The organism is Tolumonas auensis DSM 9187 (assembly GCF_000023065.1).
GTDB classification, from domain to species: domain Bacteria; phylum Pseudomonadota; class Gammaproteobacteria; order Enterobacterales; family Aeromonadaceae; genus Tolumonas; species Tolumonas auensis.
This window is the reverse complement of the sequence record NC_012691.1, coordinates 2411933-2430631: the sequence shown is the minus strand read 5'-3', so window position 1 is coordinate 2430631 and position 18699 is coordinate 2411933. Positions and strand designations below refer to the sequence as shown.

Genomic DNA, 18699 nt, shown 5'->3' with positions numbered 1-18699 from the left:
AAAGTTTGTATTAACAAGAGAGGCCGCAGTTGCGGCCTCTCTTATTTTTATTGCTGCGTAATCACCCAATGCTGGAATGCTTTCCGCGTCTGTGGATCCGCACGGTTGTACCAGTATTTCAGCATTTCCAGTGCTTGCAGATTCTTGTTACCGGAAACTGTATTTGTCAGAGCAGCTTGTTGCACATTACCACCTGCTGACACAGTGCCGTCTTCATTGATAACGGGTTGCTGAAATGCTTTACCCAGCGCCAGCAATTCTTCCTGATAATCCCGGCCAATCTGTAAGCCTTCTTTTTTCGGTAATTCAAAGATATTAGCTTCTTTAATGGCTTTGGTATTTTTATCGACCAAATGCAGTTTCTGATTTTTCAGAAAAGCTTTTGCCTGCGCTGACTCTCTGATTAACGGTAAATCGAACGTCAGTTGTTCTTTGCCGTTAGTCTTGAAGTTAACAACCAGCGGTTCGCCACTCACCAGATCAACGTTGTTTTTGGTACTGTAGTTACCTTCGAAACGTATGACTAACTGATGTTCACCTTCAACCAGATTGAGCTCTGAACTGTTTCCTTTATATGGTTTACCATCGATCAGGTTGGTTGTATAAGGACGGGGAACTACTACTGTGGTGTCAGCCAATGCAGATGTGCAGGCAAATATTGCTAACAGAGATAAAGAACGGGACAACCAGGTACGGAACAGCACTGTCATAACGAATCCTTGATAACGGTTATTTCTAAGACAGCATTCTAATCTTCTATTTATTCAGAGCAAGAACAGATGAAATGCTGTGGGCTCTATAGAGTCTTCTTTGTGTGATTCTAATGTGATTGATGTCACTTAAAATAATATCAGAATAAAGAAGTTTAATTTCTAATATGTCTTTAACTTTCTTTTTTACAATCTTTTGCACTGCATTGGGGCTCAAAAAAAGATAATTGCACCACAATTTTACTGTTGTTTGAATTGACATATAAACTGTTGATGTCGTCACATTTTCTTGTTAGATTCACAAAGAGGTAGCACTCATGTGCTACCGCACAGGGAAATAAAAAAAGACTCGGTGTTTAATTACAGTAGGCATTAAATTATGAAAAAACAATTCTGGCAGTAGTAACTTCCTCTCTGTTTGCTGCATCTGCCAATGCGGCTGTTGTATATGATAAAGATGGTCAACAACTCGATTTCTACGGTCAGTTGCGCTACATGGCTGGTCAGAAAGATAACTACAAAGATACAGATAAAACAGTCACTGAAGGTAATGCTAAAGCAGGTGAAGCTGAAAACTTTGGTGGTGACAGCCGTGTTCGTATCGGTACCAAAGGTAAATGGGCTACCGGCTACAATGATGTGGCTCTGATTGGTAAACTGGAATGGCAGGTTGCCTCTCAGGGCAATGACACCAGCGATGGTGATAACGATGGCACTTTTGATGCGCGTTATTCCTGGATTGGTGCTGATTTCGGTAACGGTATTCAGTCTATGGTTGGCGCAATTGCGAGCCCTTATGCTCAACTGACTGATACCACGGATACTTATGAGAACTACTCTGGTGGTGTAGAAGATCAGTCTACTGGCGATATTTGGGATGACGGCGTAGCGGTAACTTATGCTGCTGATGGCTGGGATCTGCGTTCAGCGGTTGCATTCAGCGATGAAGAAAAAACTAATTCAGATCTGAGCGGTGATGATGCCAAAACTCAGACTCGTTATGGCGTAAGCGCTGGTTACACCTTCCCAATCAATGAAGTATCTAGCCTGAAACCTGTTCTGGCGTACCAGGCAGAAGAAGGTAAAACTACAGACGGTTTGGATTATACCAATTCACAGTATGCTGCTGGTCTGGGTTATACCTATGATGCATTCTATTTAGCATCAACCTATGGTCAGGCTAAATATGATACCGACACTCAGGATACAGACAAAGACACAGTCTGGAGTGTAGTTGCTTCTTATAAAATGCTGCCTGAGTGGACAGTACTGGTGAACTATGGCTTGGTTGATCCGCACAATGCTGGCACCAATGGTGATGCATCTGGTTCATGGGGCGAATATTATGTGCTGGCAACTCAGTATGACATCACAGCCAAAGCAAAAGCATTCGCTGAATATAAAATCAATCAGGTTTCTGGCCAGGACGACAACTACATTGTTGGTCTGCAATATACCTTCTAATTTCGCCTGAAATTAGCTGATTGTTATGAAGCCGCCTTCGGGCGGCTTTATTTTTGTGCGTTTGTTGTACCTCATTAAGCGCAATGATTGCATTCAGCCTGCAGGCTGCTAACCTACACGTTTTGATTTTATCTTCTGAAACTCACTACCATGAACCGTAACACGCTAGATTTCATCCAATCCTGTATTGCCACCATTCCTGATTATCCAAAACCAGGGATCATCTTTCGTGATGTCACCAGTCTGGTGGAACATCCGCAGGGATTTCATCAGACAATCGAACTGCTGAAAGAACATTATCAGTCGATGTCGTTTGATAAAGTGGTGGGGACGGAGGCTCGCGGTTTTATTTTTGGTGCGCCGTTAGCTTATGCATTACAGCTTGGTTTTATTCCGGTGCGTAAACCGGGCAAATTACCCCGTTCTGTGCTGGAGCAAAGCTATCAGCTGGAATATGGTGAAGATTGTCTGCAGATGCACTGTGATGCAATTAAGCCCGGCGAGAAAGTTCTGGTCGTGGATGATCTGCTGGCAACCGGTGGTACTGTTGAAGCCACAATCAAGATGATCCGTGAGGCGGGTGGTATTGTGGAACATGCGGCATTCGTTATTTCCCTGCCTGATCTGGGTGGTGAAGAGCGTCTGACGGCAATGGGTGTGAACGTTCTTAAACTGGTTGATTTTCCCGGACATTGATCCGTTAACAGGCAGATATGGCATATCAGGTTCTTGCACGTAAATGGCGCCCGCGTAACTTTCATGAGGTTATGGGGCAGCAACATGTCTTACAGGCATTATCCAATGCATTGGATCAGGGCCGACTGCATCATGCTTATCTGTTCAGTGGTACGCGCGGGGTGGGGAAAACCACGATTGCGCGTATTCTGGCGAAATGTCTGAATTGCGAAACTGGTATTACCTCCCGGCCATGCGGACAATGCAGTGCTTGCCGGGAAATTGATCAAGGTAACTTTGTCGATCTGTTAGAGATTGATGCCGCTTCCCGTACAAAAGTGGAAGATACCCGTGATTTACTGGATAACGTGCAATATAAACCGGCCCGGGGCCGCTTCAAGATCTATCTGATCGACGAAGTGCATATGCTGTCACGGCATAGCTTCAATGCACTGTTGAAGACACTGGAAGAACCGCCGGAGCATGTGAAATTCCTGCTGGCTACCACGGATCCGCAGAAATTACCGGTGACAATTCTTTCCCGCTGCCTGCAATTCCATCTGAAAGCACTGACTCGTGAGCAGATTGTTGAACAATTGCAGCGTGTGTTGCAGGCAGAACAACTAACTTATGAACCTGCGGCGTTAAGTCTGCTGGCCAAGGCAGCGCAGGGCAGTATGCGGGATGCGCTGAGCTTAAGTGATCAGGCGATTGCTTACGGCAATGGTCTGCTGCAGGCTGAAACTGTACAGCAGATGCTGGGTACACTGGATCACCGGCAGCTTTATCAGATTTTATCGTTATTGGCGGCCCGTGATGGTGCTGCTCTGATGCAGCAGATTGGTTCTCTGGCTGAGCTGGCTCCTGATTATGATCAGCTGCATGTTGAATTAGCGAGTCTGTTGCACCGGACTGCCATGTGGCAGTTGTTGGGGCAACAGACTGAACCGGGTGCTGATGATACGGAAGAGTTACAGCTGCTGGCGGAACAGATCCCGCCGGAAGAACTCCAGCTTTACTATCAGATCACACTGAATGGCCGTAAAGAATTACCGTTGGCTCCTGACGGGCGTAGTGCACTGGAAATGACCTTGCTGCGGATGCTGGCGTTTGCCCCACGGGCGGGCCGTCCGGCAATAACTGAACAGCCGCAATTGATTCACCGGAATACAGCGCCGGCAGCTTCGTTTGTGGCAACACCGGCCAGACCTGACGTTATTCCTGCCGCTGTTCCGGTTGCTCCTCCTGTGACAGCAAGTGCTGCTGTTGAGGATCTGGCGATGCAAGCCAAACTCATGCAGGAACAAGCTGAATTGATGGCTCAGGCTGAGCAGGAAATGCAACCCCGGCCATTGCCTGTTAGTCCGCCGGTGACTGAGGCTCCGGCACCAGTTGCCGTTATTCCTGCGGTTGCACCGGCGACACCGGCTGCATCCGGACCTGAAGTGAATAATTCAGGGGTGCAGGATATTATTCGTTTAAGAAATCAGTTACGCAGTCGCCGTCAGCAAGCTGAAAATCAGACCGAAAGTCATGTCACGCCTGCGGTAATGCCTGCGCGTATCCCGGCAAACCGGGGTGAGATCGCTCCGTTACCTGCAACCGCGGCACCAGCCAGAACGGTAGCCCCTCAGGATGTACAGCCACAGGTAGCCGGAAATCGGGCATTAAGTGATGATTTACCGCCGTGGGAATTACCACCGCTGACCGCGTATCAGGATCAGGAAGCATTTATTTCCCCGGTGGATAGTGAGCAGGACAATGCTGCGCCGTCGTTTAAGCAGCGCCAGTCTGATCGGTTCACGCCTTCCGCACCGCCGGTGATGCAATCTAATCCGGCACCGGTCAGCCGTTTGCCTGAAACGGATGAAGACGATGACTCGGTGTGGCGGAGTAATGAATTACTACTGCGAAGCAGTGATCAATGGGCACAAACAGTCGCTAAATTACCTGTTGCCGGCCGGGTGCGACAACTGGCTATGCAGGCGGTAGTTACTGATCAGCAAGCTGACAGCTGGCACTTACAGATCCGAAATGAAGCTCGTCATCTGGCTCAGCCTCGGATGGTACAGGAACTGGCAGAGGCAATATCAACCATATTGCCAACGGCCATAAATTTGCAGGTTGAGCCGGTAGTGCAACTGGCGCTGCCTTGTCCGGCAGAAATTGAGCAGCAGGAGCGGATCCGGCTGCAGCAGGAAGCGGAACTGTTATTGCTGTCTGATCCGAATGTTCAGTTTTTACAGCAACGGTTTGGCGCTACGCTGGATGATGGTAGTATTCAGCCATTGAAAACAGATACCACCGCTTCCGGCGACTGAAGCGGACTGAAACCACAACCAAATAGAAATTGAGTGAGGAAACATGTTCGGTAAAGGTGGAATGGGCAATTTGATGAAGCAGGCGCAGATGATGCAAGAGCGCATGCAGAAAATGCAGGAAGAAGTGGCAAAGATGGAAGTCACTGGTGAATCAGGTGCCGGTATGGTCAAGATCACTATTACTGGCAGCCACAATGTCCGCCGTGTCACTATCGACCCAAGTCTGTTGCAGGATGATGATCAGGAAATGCTGGAAGATCTGATTGCTGCTGCTTTTAATGATGCCGTGCGTCGGGCTGAAGAACAGAATAAAGCTAAAATGGCTGAAATTACCGGTGGTATGCAATTGCCGCCTGGTTTCAAAATGCCATTCTGATCCCGTTCCGGCGATCATTCGTATCTGACAGGTCGTAGTGATAAGCTACGGCCTGTTTTCGTTTCTTACTCTGTGGATGTATAACGCATGAAGTTCAGCCCACTACTGGATGCTCTGATCCGTGAATTACAAGTATTGCCTGGTGTCGGACCCAAATCGGCACAACGGATGGCATTTCAGTTGCTGGAGCGCGAACGTAAACGTGGTATGCAGTTAGGGCAAACCCTGCAGCGGGCTCTGACGGAAATTGGCCATTGTCAGCATTGCCGTACTTTCACTGAAAACTCGTTATGTGATATCTGTGCGAATCCGAAACGGGCGGAGAGTGGCCAGCTCTGTATCGTCGAGACACCGGCTGATGTGGCGGCGATTGAACAAACGCATCTTTATTCCGGTCGTTATTTCGTACTGATGGGGCACTTATCTCCGCTGGATGGCATTGGTCCGAAAGAGCTGGGGCTGGATCAACTGGATAATGTGCTGCAAGGCGGCCAGTGGAAGGAGGTGATTCTGGCGACCAATCCAACCATTGAGGGTGATGCGACGGCATTTTATATTGCCAGCATGGCGAAACGGTATCAGATCAATATCACCCGTATTGCGCATGGTGTCCCGGTTGGCGGGGAGCTTGAACTGGTGGATGGAACTACATTGTCGCATTCATTAAGCGGTCGTCGTCCGCTGGAGTAACCTTTTCTTTCAATATACTACGTCAGGGCATTTTCCTGACTTGAAAATCAGCCATTCATCCCCATCTTGTTTTCTGTACCAGAAATTCCCCGTAAATCAAGGAAAGCAAGATGACAGAAACTGTTCATATGGAAACCCATGGGTTTCAGACTGAAGTTAAACAACTGTTGAACCTGATGGCGCACAGCCTCTATTCCAACAAAGAGGTTTTCCTGCGTGAACTGATCTCTAACGCGGCGGATGCGGCTGATAAGCTGCGCTTCAAAGCGTTGTCCGATGCTGATTTATATGAAAATGATGGTCAGCTGCATGTCCGTCTGTTGATTGATAAAGAACAGCGCACCCTGACTATCTCCGATAACGGTATCGGTATGAGCCGTGAAGATGCAATCCAGCATCTGGGCACCATTGCCCGTTCCGGCACCAAAGATTTCTTCCAGAATTTAAGCGGTGATCAGAGCAAAGATTCCCAACTGATTGGTCAGTTTGGTGTGGGTTTCTATTCTGCCTTTATCGTGGCAGACAAAGTCACTGTAATCAGCCGTGTTGCTGGTCAGACTCATGATAAAGCGGTTCGTTGGGAATCGGTTGGTGATGGCAGCTTTACGGTGGCTGAAGTCACCAAAGACAGCCGTGGTACCGATGTGATCCTGCATCTGAAAGAAGATGAAACCGAATTCCTTGACGATTATCGTCTGCGTTCCGTGATCGGCAAATATTCTGATCACATCAGCATTCCGGTAGAACTGTGGAAAGCACCAGAAGCTGCCGAAGGTGAAGATAAACCGGCGACTGAAGGCGCTTGGGAACAAGTTAACCGTGCAACGGCACTGTGGACTCGTTCTGCCAAAGAGATCAAAGACGAAGAATATAGCGAATTCTACAAACACGTATCTCATGATTACGAAGATCCCCTGACCTGGTCGCACAATCGTGTCGAAGGCAACATGGAATACACCAGTCTGCTGTATATTCCGGCCCGTGCGCCTTGGGATATGTGGAATCGTGAACAGAAACATGGCCTTAAACTGTATGTACAGCGCGTATTCATCATGGATGACGCTGAACAGTTCATGCCAACTTACTTGCGTTTCGTAAAAGGTGTGCTGGATTCCAACGATCTGCCACTGAACGTTTCCCGCGAGATCCTGCAAGACAACAAAATTACTGCGCAGCTGCGTAAAGCTTGCACCAAGCGTGTTCTGAGCATGCTGGACAAGATGGCTAAAGATGATGCTGATAAATATCAGAAGTTCTGGGGTGAGTTCGGTAATGTACTGAAAGAAGGTCCGGCGGAAGATTGGGCTAACCGTGAAGATATCGCCAAACTGCTGCGCTTTGCCTCTACCCATAACGACAGCAATGCTCAGACTGTCAGCCTGACTGATTACGTATCCCGCATGAAAGAAGGTCAGAACAAGATCTATTTCATCATTGCAGACAGTTATGCTGCGGCGAAAAATAGCCCGCATCTTGAACTGTTACGCAAAAAAGGCGTTGAAGTTCTGCTGCTGTGGGAGCGCATCGACGAATGGCTGATGAACCATCTGTCAGAGTTCGATGGCAAAAAACTGATTTCAGTGACCAGTGGCGATCTGGAACTGGGCGATCTGGAAGATGAAGAGAGCCGTAAGCAACAGGAAGAGACTGCTAAAGCCAATGCCGGTCTGATTGAGCGTCTGAAAACTGCACTGGGCAGCGAAGTTGCGGATGTACGTGTATCACATCGTCTGACGGAAACTCCGGTATGTGCGGTGACTGATGGTCATGGTATGAGCAGCCAGATGATGAAACTGATGAAGGCGGCTGGTCAGCCAGTGCCGGAGCAGAAATACATTCTGGAAGTGAACCCGGAACATGCACTGATCCACCATATCGCCGATGTGCAGGATGAAGAACGCTTCAAAGAGTGGGCGTTATTGCTGCAGGAACAGGCGCAACTGACCGAACAGGGTGGGTTGACTGATCCGAGCAGTTTCGTTGCCCGCATGAACCGCTTACTGCTGGGGTAATTTAATTACTTCCAATATTCAAAAGCCGTGCCTGTCACGGCTTTTGTTTGGGTGAAAAGGTTGAGGAATGGCGCAAAAACGTGTACTTTTTGCGCCCTAAGTAAGGTTATCTGAAACAGAGGCTAAAATAGATATGCGTATCATTCTGCTAGGCGCACCAGGCGCAGGGAAGGGCACTCAGGCACAGTTCCTGATGGAGAAGTATGGTATCCCGCAAATTTCTACCGGGGATATGCTGCGTGCTGCTATCAAAGCGGGCACAGCACTGGGGCTGCAGGCTAAAGCGGTAATGGACGCAGGTCAGCTGGTTTCCGATGAACTGATCATCAATCTGGTTAAAGAACGCGTTACTCTGGAAGACTGCAAAAACGGTTTCCTGCTGGACGGATTTCCTCGCACCATTCCTCAGGCTGATGCGATGAAAGAAGCGGGTATCAACGTTGACTTCGTTCTGGAATTCGATGTGCCGGACGAAGAAATCGTGAAACGTATGAGCGGCCGTCGTGTGCATGCCGGTTCTGGTCGTGTTTACCATGTGGTATTCAATCCGCCGAAAGAAGAAGGCAAAGATGATGTTACCGGCGAAGCGCTGAGCATCCGTGCTGATGATGAAGAAACCACAGTGCGTAAGCGCCTGGATATCTACCATCAGCAGACTGAACCGCTGGTTGGTTACTACAAAAAAGAAGCAGAGCTGGGCAACACCCGCTACAGCAAAATCGACGGTACTCAGCAAGTTGCTGAAATCAGTAAACAACTGGCCGTATTGTTAGGCTAACTGTTTGTTTTAACAATCTGATCGATTTAATGATAACGCCCGTACCAGAAATGGTTCGGGCGTTATACTTTATGGCAGACAACAAAAGGACAGAAACTCATGACAGAGAAACAAGGCGTTATTCTGGTCAATCTGGGAACACCTTCTGAAGCAACACCTTCAGGCGTACGCGCGTTTCTGCAAGAGTTTCTGATGGATAAGCGGGTTGTCGGGATCCCGCATCTGCTCTGGTGGCCTTTACTGAACGGAATCGTTCTGCCATTGCGCTGTAAGCGCGTAGCGCATGCATATCAGCAAATCTGGCTGGCAGAGGGGTCTCCGCTGCTGGTTTATAGTCAGGCCCAGCAAAAGGCATTACAAACGCTTCTGGGCGGTCAGGTTATCGTTGAACTGGCGATGACCTACGGTCAGCCCTCTTTGCAGGATGCATGGCGACGTCTGAAGGCTCAGGGAGTAACGCAGATTCTGCTGTTGCCGCTTTATCCGCAATACTCGTCAACGACGACTGCCTCGGTCGCGGATGCATGGCAACGTGTCATGGCAAATGAACATCATGTGCCGTCGTATACATTGCTAGGGCAGCATTATCAGTTTCCTGCATATATCAAAGCACTGGCTGATTCTGTTCGCCGGGAAGGTTTCGCAGCAAACTGGGATGATCTGTTATTGTTCTCCTTTCATGGAATTCCTGAACAATATGCTGAACGTGGCGATCCTTATCCTCAGCAATGTAAAGAAACAGCAGAAGCGGTTGCCCGGGAATTGGGGTTATCTGCCTCGCAATGGCAACTCAGTTTTCAATCGCGTTTTGGCAAACAGAAATGGGTTGAACCTTATACGGATACTCTGCTGCGGCAATTACCCGCGCAGGGGAAAAAGCGATTGTATGTGGTTTGCCCGGCATTCAGTGTGGATTGTCTGGAAACGCTGGAAGAAATAGCCGAAGAGGGGAAGGAGACATTCCTGCAAGCCGGTGGCGAATTTTTTCATTATATTCCGGCATTAAATGCTGATCCGGGGTATATGCAGGCCCTTGCCTCGTTGATTCGTCACTGGCTGAGTCGTGTTCAGTGTTAAAAAATTCAGCACAGCACACAGTATCCTGAAATTAACACACTATAGTTATCCTGTGGTGGTTGATTAGTCAGGAGAAATGCGATGGATCTAAGTGCTTATCAACGAATGGATGCCAATATTTTACTTGGCATTGTGAATGAGAAACTGAGACTGGAATGTGCAGATCTGGGCGAATTATTGCTGCGCTATGATATGTCGCAGGATGCGCTGAATAAAAAAATGTCTTCTATTGGTTATCATTACGATGAAATGAGTAATCAGTTCAAAGCTAACCACTGAACATCAGATTAGAGATTAAGGGCGGCTCAGGCCGCCTTTAATTTATTCAAAGGATAAGCCCGTAGATAGCAAACATAATGGGTGCTATCAGCGCGGTGAGAATACCGCACACCACTAATGCCAGAGAGGAAAACGCTCCCTGGGTAACTCCGCGTTCAGTGGCAGCTGCCGTGCCAATCGCATGAGAACATGCACCAATTGCCAATCCTTGTGCCTGAGGGTCGGTTACACCGAATAGTTTCAGTAGCGGGAAACCAATTACAGCACCGGAAATTCCCACCATAATCACCACTGCGGCAGCGATGGATGGGATCCCACCCAGACTTTCGCTGACACTCATCGCCAGCGGAGTGGTGATTGAGCGGGTGGCGATGCTTCGGGTGATCTCTTCGTCAATTCCCATTGCCCGGCAAATCAGCATGCTGGTCAGTATGCTGATCACAACGGAAACTGAGCAACAGATCATGATGGGTTTTATTTTGGCTTTGATATGAATCATTTGCTGATAGAGCGGTAAAGCCAGTGCGACCACAGCTGGTTTCAGCAGCCAGTTGATGATCCAGGTTCCATCCATAAAATCCTGTAATGGTAACTGACCAAAATGCAGAATCAGCATCAGGACAACCATGGGGATCAGCAGCGGATTAATGAACGGCAACGGGATCCGTTGATAGAGCTTTCGCGTAAGCCAATACAGTAAGATAGTTAACGGCAGTGCCAGATAGAGCATCATTGATTCATCCTCTGGAAGATCCGGCCAACAATCAGCAGTATCAATACCATCCCCAGGAACACATTAAAAATAATGGCACCCAGAGAGCTCATGAAGGTGTCCATATATCCTAACAGCCCGACCGCGACAGGTATAAACAACAAAGCCATATGTTTCAATAAGATACTGGCACCCATCTCAATCCAGTGCAATTTCACTAATTGCAGATTCAGCAGGATAAACAGCAATAGCATACCGAGTATGCTGTCAGGAAAACGGAAAGGCAGAACAGCAGCAATAGCTTTACCAGCCTGGAGACAGGCCAGGATCACCAGAAAATCACGTGTAATACGCAGTATCCGGTGTGATACGTAGCGAATAGCAGACATGAATATACGGGATAAAGTAGATTTGAGTCACATTTTATCACGAGCAGATAAAGGTAGGCAGAAAAAAAGACCCGCCGGAGCGGGTCTTAATCAGTATTATTACAATGAATCGTTGTGCACATCCAGTACTGCACGGCCTGACGGGTCAGCCAGTTCTTTGAACTTGGCATCCCATTCCAGAGCTGCCGGAGTAGAACAAGCAACAGATTTACCGTAAGGAACACACAGCGCTGCAGATTCCAGCGGGAAATGTTCTTCGAAAATAGAGCGGTAGTAATACGCTTCTTTGGTCAGCGGAGTGTTGATCGGGAAACGATAAGCAGCAGCTTCCATCATCTGATCAGTCACTTCTGTTTCTACCAGTTCTTTCAGACTGTCGATCCAAGAGTAGCCAACACCATCAGAGAACTGCTCTTTCTGACGCCATGCCACTTCTTTCGGCAGATAATGTTCGAAGGTTTCACGAACAATGTGTTTCTCGATCTTGCCGTTACCGCACATTTTATCTTTCGGATTCAGACGCATAGCCACATCCATGAACTCTTTGTCCAGGAATGGAACACGCGCTTCCACACCCCATGCTGCCATTGATTTATTGGCACGCAGGCAATCGTACATATGCAATTGGCTCAGCTTACGTACTGTTTCTTCATGGAATTCTTTGGCATTTGGCGCTTTATGGAAATAGAGGTAACCACCAAACAACTCATCAGCACCTTCACCAGACAGTACCATCTTGATACCCATGGCTTTGATGACGCGAGCCATCAGATACATTGGGGTGGAGGCACGAATAGTGGTGACGTCGTAAGTTTCAATGTGATAAATCACATCACGGATCGCATCCAGACCTTCCTGCACGGTAAACAGAATGTCATGGTGAATAGTACCCAATGCATCAGCTACTTTACGTGCTGCTGCCAGATCCGGTGAACCTTCCAGACCCACAGCAAATGAATGCAATTGTGGCCACCAGGCTTCGCTCTTACCGTCATCTTCAATACGACGGGCAGCAAAACGTTTGGTAATAGCAGAAACGACGGAAGAATCCAGACCACCAGACAGTAATACACCGTAAGGTACGTCACACATCAGCTGACGCTGAACGGCATCTTCCAGTGCGTCACGCAACGCCAGTTTGTCTGATTGATTGTTTTCAACAGCACTGTATTCCATCCAGTCACGGGTGTAATAACGGGTAGGTTCTGCACCGTCTTTGCTCCACAGGTAATGTCCTGGTGGGAATTCAGCAACAGTTTTACAGACAGGAACCAGCGCTTTCATTTCTGAAGCAACATAGAAGTTACCGTGTTCGTCACGACCTGTATAAAGAGGAATGATCCCCATATGGTCACGACCAATCAAGTAAGCGTCTTGTTCTGCGTCATACAGTATGAAAGCGAAAATGCCGCTTAAGTCATCCAGAAAGGCGGTGCCTTTTTCTTTATACAGCGCTAGGATAACTTCACAGTCAGAACCAGTCTGGAATTTAAAATCAACGGTCAGATTTTTTTGCAGATCTTTATGATTATAGATCTCGCCATTAACAGCCAGGACGTGGGTATGTTCGGGATTATACAGTGGTTGCGCGCCATTACCGGGATCAACAATCGACAGACGTTCATGCACAAGAATCGCTTTGTCATTGCTATATACACCGGACCAATCAGGACCGCGGTGACGTAGACGCTTAGACATCTCCAGTGCTGTTTTGCGTAATGCAACAGCATCAGATTTGATGTCCAGAATACCAAATATCGAACACATACTTCCATTTTCCTCGAATAATAGGGCCCCACGCAGGCCATTATGACCGAATATTCAATCTGCCAGAGAGAGGGCGGATCCTGCAAGCAGAAAAACTGCGGAGATGAACCATTTACTGGCTTTTCTCTCCCGCTTCGCCACCTGAATTTGCCATGACTATACCATTACTCCTGCATACTCTCACGGTCTTTGCATAAAACAGAAGAGCAAACGGCTGTAAATACAACATCACAAAAGGAAATAAGAGCTTTTTTCATTATTAGACCTTGTTTTCGTGGACAGGATCAGTTTCATTACACCGGACAAACTAAACTCAGGAGGGCTATGGCGTGGAGTCATTTATTGCGGGGCTACCCAAAGTTGAATTGCATTTACATATAGAAGGTACGCTTGAGCCCGAACTGACCTTTGCTCTGGCTGAACGGAATGGCATTTCATTACCTTATGCCGACGTGGAGAGTTTACGTGCGGCGTATAATTTTTCTGACCTCCAATCCTTCCTTGATCTTTATTATCAGGGGGCCGATGTATTGCAGACAGAGCAGGATTTTTACGATCTTACCTGGGCTTATCTGATGCGCTGTCGTCAGGATCGCGTCATGCATACCGAGATTTTCTTTGATCCGCAAACGCATCTGGATCGCGGTATTGATTTTGCGACTGTTATTGGCGGTATTCATTCGGCGTTGGTTGCAGGCAGAAAAACATTAGGTGTCAGCTCATGTCTGATCATGTGTTTCCTGCGACACCTCAGTGAAGAATCAGCCTTTGAAACATTAGAAAAAAGCTTGCCATTCAAAGCATGGATTGATGGTGTCGGACTGGATTCATCAGAAGTGGGTAATCCGCCTCAGAAATTTGCACGCGTATTTGCTAAAGCTTGTGAACTTGGATTCAGAGTAGTAGCGCATGCCGGTGAAGAAGGGCCTGCCAGTTATATTTGGGACGCCTTGGACGTTCTGAACACCGAGCGAATCGATCATGGTGTCCGTTGTGTGGATGATCCCTTGCTGGTGGCTCGTTTGGTTGCTGAACGCATTCCCTTGACGGTCTGTCCGTTATCGAATCTGAAACTGCGGGTTTTTGATTCGATGGCCGATCACAATATCCTCGACTTACTGGATAAAGGGGTTTGTGTAACTGTAAATTCAGATGATCCGGCTTATTTTGGTGGTTACATGAATGAGAACTATCAGGCGTTAGCCGATTCTCTGATGGCATCTAAAGAGCAAATTCGCCGTCTGGCTCTGAATAGTGTTGAAGCCTGCTGGTTGCCGGAAAAAGAGAAAGAAGTATTACGTAATCGTATTCTGGCTTATGTCTGATCTTTATTCTTTGTGTAAATTTTCTGCGTACATGGATAGTACGCGTTGCTTTTTGTATTAGCAGGATCGGTGACGCACGGATAAAATTTTTCTATCATGCACGCTTGAATATCGATTTGAATGGGCCTGAAATGACCAAAGATCCCGCGTTGGACCATAAATTACCACTCGCTTTATTGCATCCGCGTTATTGGATGACCTGGTTCAGTATTTTTTTGCTGGCATTATTAGCCTGGATGCCTGTGCGTTTGCGGGATGCATTAGCGGCATCATTTGCAAATCTGCTGCTTCGTTTCTCATCCAGACAATGTTATGCCGCACGCCTTAATATTGGTCTTTGCTTTCCTGAATTAAGTGATGAAGAACGCGAAGCTATGCTGTATCGCAGCATTTCTGTTGGTCTGAAAGGTTTCTTTGCACTAGGTGAACCGACATTTTTGCCTTCTTCATTATTTCTGCGTCGCATCAAACCGAATGGTTGGGAACATGTAGAGTCTGCCCTGCAGACCGGAAAACCCATTATTTTTATGATCCCGCATACCTGGACCATTGATGCCTGTGGCCTCTATTTTTCCGGTATGGGCTTACAAATGTGCACTATGATGCACAACGCCAGAAATCCGGTATATGACTGGTTTCTGAACCATCAGCGTGTGCGCTTTGGCGGTAAGGTGTATGAACGTAGTGCCGGTTTGAAACCAATTATCAAAGATATGCGTAATGGCTATCACTTCTTTTATCTTCCGGACCAGGATCATGGGCATGAGGCAAGTGTATTCGTTTCATTGTTCGGGGTTCCGAAAGCAACACTACCTGCACTGCCTAAATTAGCCAAACTTTCCGGCGCAATCGTGTTACCCGTTTTGGCTACATATAATGAAACAAGCCGAAAATATGAGCTACAAATAAGACCCGCGATGGCACCATATCCCACATCAGATCTGATGGCCGATGTTCAATATATGAATACAGAGATCGAATTTTTGCTCAAAAACCAACCGGAACAATATATGTGGTTTCTGAAGTATTTTCGTTCTTTGCCTGACGGTGGTAAGCGTTCATATCGTCCTGAATAAACTGGCTTTTTATACATGTGTATGGTTGTTTAATGTACAGTGTGAAACCGTTTTCACCATACGCATTAAACGTGCCCACTTTTGATGGAAAAGCCAAAAAATTTGCGATTATCGATAACCCGATGCTATAGTGATCACATCTTGTTCAACTTAACTGATAAAACCTACAAAGGAGTGTAGTGCCGCACAGGGGCGGTTTGTTTAAATCAGGTGAATCAGCGCCATTGTCGGTAGCTGAAAAACTCTGGGAGCATCGTTGCATGAAGTTATTTGCCAGGTTATTTCTGGTGTGTGGAGCATTAAGCGCTCTGCTACCCCTGACAGTAAATAGTGCAGACAACTTAGAGTCTGTAAAATCTACGTCATCACTCATGGCAGACCGGGAACAAGACGTTCCTGATTTTGATTCGATAAAGGACGCTGAACAACGTAAGCGTGCATTTGTCGCCTATCTTCTGCCTTCCTATCAACAGGTCACCTCGGATATATTGTCTCAACGTAAACAGCTGGGAAAATTACAACAGCAGTTGCAGGATGGGATTTTGTTATCTGATGGGCAACTGACATGGTTACAAGGTGTAGCCAATCAATATCGTCAGGAACTGACCGATAACCATAGCGATGATATTGATCGTCTTCTGGTTCGTGTTGATATATTGCCGCCGGAATTAGTTTTTAGCCAGGCAGCCACAGAATCTGGCTGGGGTACATCCCGTCTGGCCAGGAAATCTAATAATTACTTTGGTCATTTCTGCCAAAGTGCCAGCTGCGGCATAACGCCATACCGTTCCAATGTGGTTAGAGCAAAAAAATTCAGCTCACCGGAAATGGCGGTACGTGCATATATGCAGAATCTGAATTCGCATCCGGCCTACAGTAAGGTTCGTGAACTTCGTGCCGATATGCGAGCTAATGAACAGCCTATGGATGCTGTCGTGTTAGCCAAAGGTTTACGGCGTTACTCGACTCAGGGTGACGGTTATGTCAAACGGATACAGGGTATGATCCGTTCTAACAAACAATACTGGCGTTCATCAGGTATGAATCCAGCTATTCACCGCCGTTAATCTGGTTCTGCAGAAAAAAGCGCCGTTTAAAATCGGCGCTTTTTTATTAGGTGTATCAATTCAGCTCGATAATCTCTACACGGTCATCCGGCTCAATAACCATTAATTGTGGTACAGCGGGAATATCCGGTTTATCAAAAGCAATATCGCCTCCATCAATTACGCCACTGCTACTGTTGATCGATTTAAAGTCAAACAGCTTATGATCCATCAGATGGCTTGGTGTGATGTTTTGTATGGCATTAAACATGGTTTCAATCCGCCCCGGGAAACGACGATCCCACTCATTCAGCATCTCTTTCATTGCTTTGCGTTGCAGATTTTCCTGAGAGCCGCAAAGGTTGCATGGGATGATCGGGAACTCTTTCCATTCGGCATAACGGATCAGATCTTTTTCGTGGCAGTAAGCCAGTGGCCGGATAACAACATGCTTACCATCATCACTGACCAGTTTTGGCGGCATAGCTTTTAACTTGCCGGCATAAAACATATTCAGCATCAAGGTTTCCAGAATATCATCACGGTGATGTCCTAATGCAATTTTAGTCGCACCTAATTCACTGGCAGTACGATATAAAATACCGCGACGCAGACGGGAACAGAGAGAACAGGTAGTTTTACCTTCCGGGATTTTTTCTTTCACGATCGAGTAGGTATCTTCTTCTACGATCTTATATTCCACACCGATACTATCAAGATACTGGGGCAACACTTCTGGCGGAAATCCCGGTTGCTTCTGATCGAGGTTAACTGCCACAATATCGAAATTAATCGGTGCACTGGCCTGCAGATTTCGCAAAATATCCAGCATAGCAAAGCTGTCTTTTCCGCCAGATAAACAAACCATCACACGATCACCTTCTTCGATCATGTTGAAATCAGCGATAGCCTGACCGATGTGTCGGCGCAGACGTTTTTGTAGTTTGTTATTGTTATATTGTTGCTTGGCGGAAAGATCTTGCATCGTGGCTGAACCCCAAAAAAGACAGGCCGCAATTATAGCGGCCGTCACTTCAGGAGCAAGTAAAGTAATATTATTCGTACGCTTTAACTACCAGCAAATCCCCCTGGATACTGTCTACAACTCGTTCAGCAGTATTACCAATAAAAGCGGCAGACCAGCCGGTACGGCCTACACTACCAAGAATAGTCAATTCAGCATCCAGAGAGTGCGCCAATTCCGGTAAGACATCTTCTGGCATCCCTTCGACAATATGGATACATTCAGCCGGAATATCGAACTTACGGGCGTATTCTTCCATCTCGGTCTTATGATGTTGCTGCATTGCATCACTATATAGTTCAGGGCTGAAACCCGGTAATTCAAGCGCAATATTTACGATAGGGGCAGGGAACGCATTAACCAGATGAAGATTAGCTTTCGCTAATTGGGAGATAACTTTTGCTTCATGAATAATTCTTTCATTCAGCGACATTTGTTCCGGTTCATCGCTGATATTGATGGCAGCTAGAATATTACCACCTGCAGGCCAGCCATGATGTTTTGTTACCAGAACCGGGCAAGGACACTTGCGCAGTAAATGCCAGTCACTTGGCGTAAAGATAAAAGATTTTAGCAGCGAATGATGATGAGCACTGGTGATCACCAAATCATGCCCATGTTCTTTCACTTCCTGAAGAATACATTCAAAAGGACGACTGTGCCAAATCACTTTAGGCTCAATATCAAGACCTTCGGCCTGATAAGGTTTGATCATACCGGAAAGCCAGCCAAGACGATGAGTTACCACCCCTTGCCGCATTTCTTCTCGCTCTTCATTCGATAAAATTGAAGTTATTTCATACGAGAAATCATAAATCGCAAGAAATACTTTGATTCGGGTAACATCCTCTAACCTGGCCAGTTCCACCGCACGCAATAATGCTGGTTGTTCAGGCATGGTCGGATCGATTACTACCAGGATATTCCGATATTTAATCATAGGAGCCTCCTTGGGTAACGATATAGCTATGATTACTA

18 protein-coding genes are annotated in these 18699 nt (G+C 46.9%); 12 read left to right on the top strand and 6 right to left on the bottom strand.

The window, feature by feature from the left end; translation table 11 throughout:
- Positions 1–47: 47 nt before the first annotated feature.
- The gene (locus tag TOLA_RS11270; RefSeq protein ID WP_015879286.1) at positions 48–710 is read right to left on the bottom strand and encodes a DUF2057 domain-containing protein; all 663 of its coding nucleotides are present in this window, start codon (positions 708–710) and stop codon (positions 48–50) included.
- 495 nt (positions 711–1205) lie between these two features.
- Here TOLA_RS11270 and TOLA_RS11265 point away from each other — a divergent pair, with 495 nt between their 5' ends.
- The 9 genes from TOLA_RS11265 to TOLA_RS11225 all read left to right on the top strand — a co-directional run bounded on the left by TOLA_RS11265 (position 1206) and on the right by TOLA_RS11225 (position 10382).
- The gene (locus tag TOLA_RS11265; protein ID WP_041609524.1) at positions 1206–2174 is read left to right on the top strand and encodes a porin; all 969 of its coding nucleotides are present in this window, start codon (positions 1206–1208) and stop codon (positions 2172–2174) included.
- 150 nt (positions 2175–2324) lie between these two features.
- A complete protein-coding gene (apt, locus tag TOLA_RS11260) occupies positions 2325–2870 on the top strand; it encodes an adenine phosphoribosyltransferase (RefSeq protein ID WP_015879285.1) in 546 nt (181 codons plus the stop codon).
- 17 nt (positions 2871–2887) lie between these two features.
- Positions 2888–5170 (top strand): DNA polymerase III subunit gamma/tau, encoded by a 2283-nt coding sequence (dnaX, locus tag TOLA_RS11255; RefSeq protein WP_015879284.1) that lies wholly within the window; start codon positions 2888–2890, stop codon positions 5168–5170.
- 43 nt (positions 5171–5213) lie between these two features.
- The gene (locus tag TOLA_RS11250; protein ID WP_015879283.1) at positions 5214–5546 is read left to right on the top strand and encodes a YbaB/EbfC family nucleoid-associated protein; all 333 of its coding nucleotides are present in this window, start codon (positions 5214–5216) and stop codon (positions 5544–5546) included.
- 87 nt (positions 5547–5633) lie between these two features.
- Positions 5634–6236, top strand: coding sequence for a recombination mediator RecR (gene recR / locus TOLA_RS11245; protein ID WP_015879282.1), 603 nt, complete (start codon positions 5634–5636; stop codon positions 6234–6236).
- A gap of 110 nt (positions 6237–6346) precedes the next feature.
- Positions 6347–8248 (top strand): molecular chaperone HtpG, encoded by a 1902-nt coding sequence (gene htpG / locus TOLA_RS11240; RefSeq protein WP_015879281.1) that lies wholly within the window; start codon positions 6347–6349, stop codon positions 8246–8248.
- A 133-nt stretch (positions 8249–8381) separates the two neighbouring features.
- Positions 8382–9026 (top strand): adenylate kinase, encoded by a 645-nt coding sequence (gene adk / locus TOLA_RS11235; RefSeq protein WP_015879280.1) that lies wholly within the window; start codon positions 8382–8384, stop codon positions 9024–9026.
- A 99-nt stretch (positions 9027–9125) separates the two neighbouring features.
- Complete coding sequence (gene hemH / locus TOLA_RS11230; RefSeq protein WP_015879279.1) at positions 9126–10103, top strand: ferrochelatase; 978 nt, start codon at positions 9126–9128, stop codon at positions 10101–10103.
- Between the two features lie 81 nt (positions 10104–10184).
- Positions 10185–10382 (top strand): DUF4250 domain-containing protein, encoded by a 198-nt coding sequence (locus TOLA_RS11225; protein ID WP_015879278.1) that lies wholly within the window; start codon positions 10185–10187, stop codon positions 10380–10382.
- 46 nt (positions 10383–10428) lie between these two features.
- Here the strand turns inward: TOLA_RS11225 and TOLA_RS11220 are convergent, their stop codons facing one another.
- The 3 genes from TOLA_RS11220 to asnB all read right to left on the bottom strand — a co-directional run bounded on the left by TOLA_RS11220 (position 10429) and on the right by asnB (position 13250).
- Entirely contained in the window at positions 10429–11115 is a 687-nt protein-coding gene (locus TOLA_RS11220; RefSeq protein ID WP_015879277.1) for an LrgB family protein, read from the bottom strand.
- The gene (locus TOLA_RS11215) at positions 11112–11483 is read right to left on the bottom strand and encodes a CidA/LrgA family protein (protein WP_015879276.1); all 372 of its coding nucleotides are present in this window, start codon (positions 11481–11483) and stop codon (positions 11112–11114) included. Before TOLA_RS11215 ends, TOLA_RS11220 begins: the two co-directional genes overlap by 4 nt.
- Before the next feature lie 99 nt (positions 11484–11582).
- On the bottom strand, positions 11583–13250 hold the full coding sequence (asnB, locus tag TOLA_RS11210; RefSeq protein ID WP_015879275.1) for an asparagine synthase B: 1668 nt from the start codon (positions 13248–13250) through the stop codon (positions 11583–11585).
- A gap of 329 nt (positions 13251–13579) precedes the next feature.
- On the opposite strand from asnB, the gene TOLA_RS11205 reads away from it, so the two are divergent.
- The 3 genes from TOLA_RS11205 (at position 13580) to TOLA_RS11195 (ending at position 16718) form a co-directional block, all read left to right on the top strand.
- On the top strand, positions 13580–14575 hold the full coding sequence (locus tag TOLA_RS11205; RefSeq protein ID WP_015879274.1) for an adenosine deaminase: 996 nt from the start codon (positions 13580–13582) through the stop codon (positions 14573–14575).
- A gap of 131 nt (positions 14576–14706) precedes the next feature.
- On the top strand, positions 14707–15651 hold the full coding sequence (gene lpxM, locus TOLA_RS11200) for a lauroyl-Kdo(2)-lipid IV(A) myristoyltransferase (protein WP_015879273.1): 945 nt from the start codon (positions 14707–14709) through the stop codon (positions 15649–15651).
- A 260-nt stretch (positions 15652–15911) separates the two neighbouring features.
- A complete protein-coding gene (locus TOLA_RS11195; RefSeq protein WP_015879272.1) occupies positions 15912–16718 on the top strand; it encodes a glucosaminidase domain-containing protein in 807 nt (268 codons plus the stop codon).
- Between the two features lie 55 nt (positions 16719–16773).
- On the opposite strand, the gene ttcA is transcribed toward TOLA_RS11195, so the two are convergent.
- Together ttcA and uspE are read right to left on the bottom strand one after the other, a co-directional pair.
- Positions 16774–17682 (bottom strand): tRNA 2-thiocytidine(32) synthetase TtcA, encoded by a 909-nt coding sequence (ttcA, locus tag TOLA_RS11190; RefSeq protein WP_015879271.1) that lies wholly within the window; start codon positions 17680–17682, stop codon positions 16774–16776.
- A 70-nt stretch (positions 17683–17752) separates the two neighbouring features.
- Positions 17753–18661 (bottom strand): universal stress protein UspE, encoded by a 909-nt coding sequence (gene uspE / locus TOLA_RS11185; RefSeq protein WP_015879270.1) that lies wholly within the window; start codon positions 18659–18661, stop codon positions 17753–17755.
- Between the last annotated feature and the right edge of the window lie 38 nt (positions 18662–18699).

Coding starts and splice junctions, on each gene's coding strand:
- TOLA_RS11270 (WP_015879286.1), bottom strand. CDS start 710: ATGACAGTGCTGTTCCGTACCTGGTTGTCCCGTTCTTTATCTCTGTTA.
- TOLA_RS11265 (WP_041609524.1), top strand. CDS start 1,206: ATGGCTGGTCAGAAAGATAACTACAAAGATACAGATAAAACAGTCACT.
- apt (WP_015879285.1), top strand. CDS start 2,325: ATGAACCGTAACACGCTAGATTTCATCCAATCCTGTATTGCCACCATT.
- dnaX (WP_015879284.1), top strand. CDS start 2,888: ATGGCATATCAGGTTCTTGCACGTAAATGGCGCCCGCGTAACTTTCAT.
- TOLA_RS11250 (WP_015879283.1), top strand. CDS start 5,214: ATGTTCGGTAAAGGTGGAATGGGCAATTTGATGAAGCAGGCGCAGATG.
- recR (WP_015879282.1), top strand. CDS start 5,634: ATGAAGTTCAGCCCACTACTGGATGCTCTGATCCGTGAATTACAAGTA.
- htpG (WP_015879281.1), top strand. CDS start 6,347: ATGACAGAAACTGTTCATATGGAAACCCATGGGTTTCAGACTGAAGTT.
- adk (WP_015879280.1), top strand. CDS start 8,382: ATGCGTATCATTCTGCTAGGCGCACCAGGCGCAGGGAAGGGCACTCAG.
- hemH (WP_015879279.1), top strand. CDS start 9,126: ATGACAGAGAAACAAGGCGTTATTCTGGTCAATCTGGGAACACCTTCT.
- TOLA_RS11225 (WP_015879278.1), top strand. CDS start 10,185: ATGGATCTAAGTGCTTATCAACGAATGGATGCCAATATTTTACTTGGC.
- TOLA_RS11220 (WP_015879277.1), bottom strand. CDS start 11,115: ATGATGCTCTATCTGGCACTGCCGTTAACTATCTTACTGTATTGGCTT.
- TOLA_RS11215 (WP_015879276.1), bottom strand. CDS start 11,483: ATGTCTGCTATTCGCTACGTATCACACCGGATACTGCGTATTACACGT.
- asnB (WP_015879275.1), bottom strand. CDS start 13,250: ATGTGTTCGATATTTGGTATTCTGGACATCAAATCTGATGCTGTTGCA.
- lpxM (WP_015879273.1), top strand. CDS start 14,707: ATGACCAAAGATCCCGCGTTGGACCATAAATTACCACTCGCTTTATTG.
- TOLA_RS11195 (WP_015879272.1), top strand. CDS start 15,912: ATGAAGTTATTTGCCAGGTTATTTCTGGTGTGTGGAGCATTAAGCGCT.
- ttcA (WP_015879271.1), bottom strand. CDS start 17,682: ATGCAAGATCTTTCCGCCAAGCAACAATATAACAATAACAAACTACAA.
- uspE (WP_015879270.1), bottom strand. CDS start 18,661: ATGATTAAATATCGGAATATCCTGGTAGTAATCGATCCGACCATGCCT.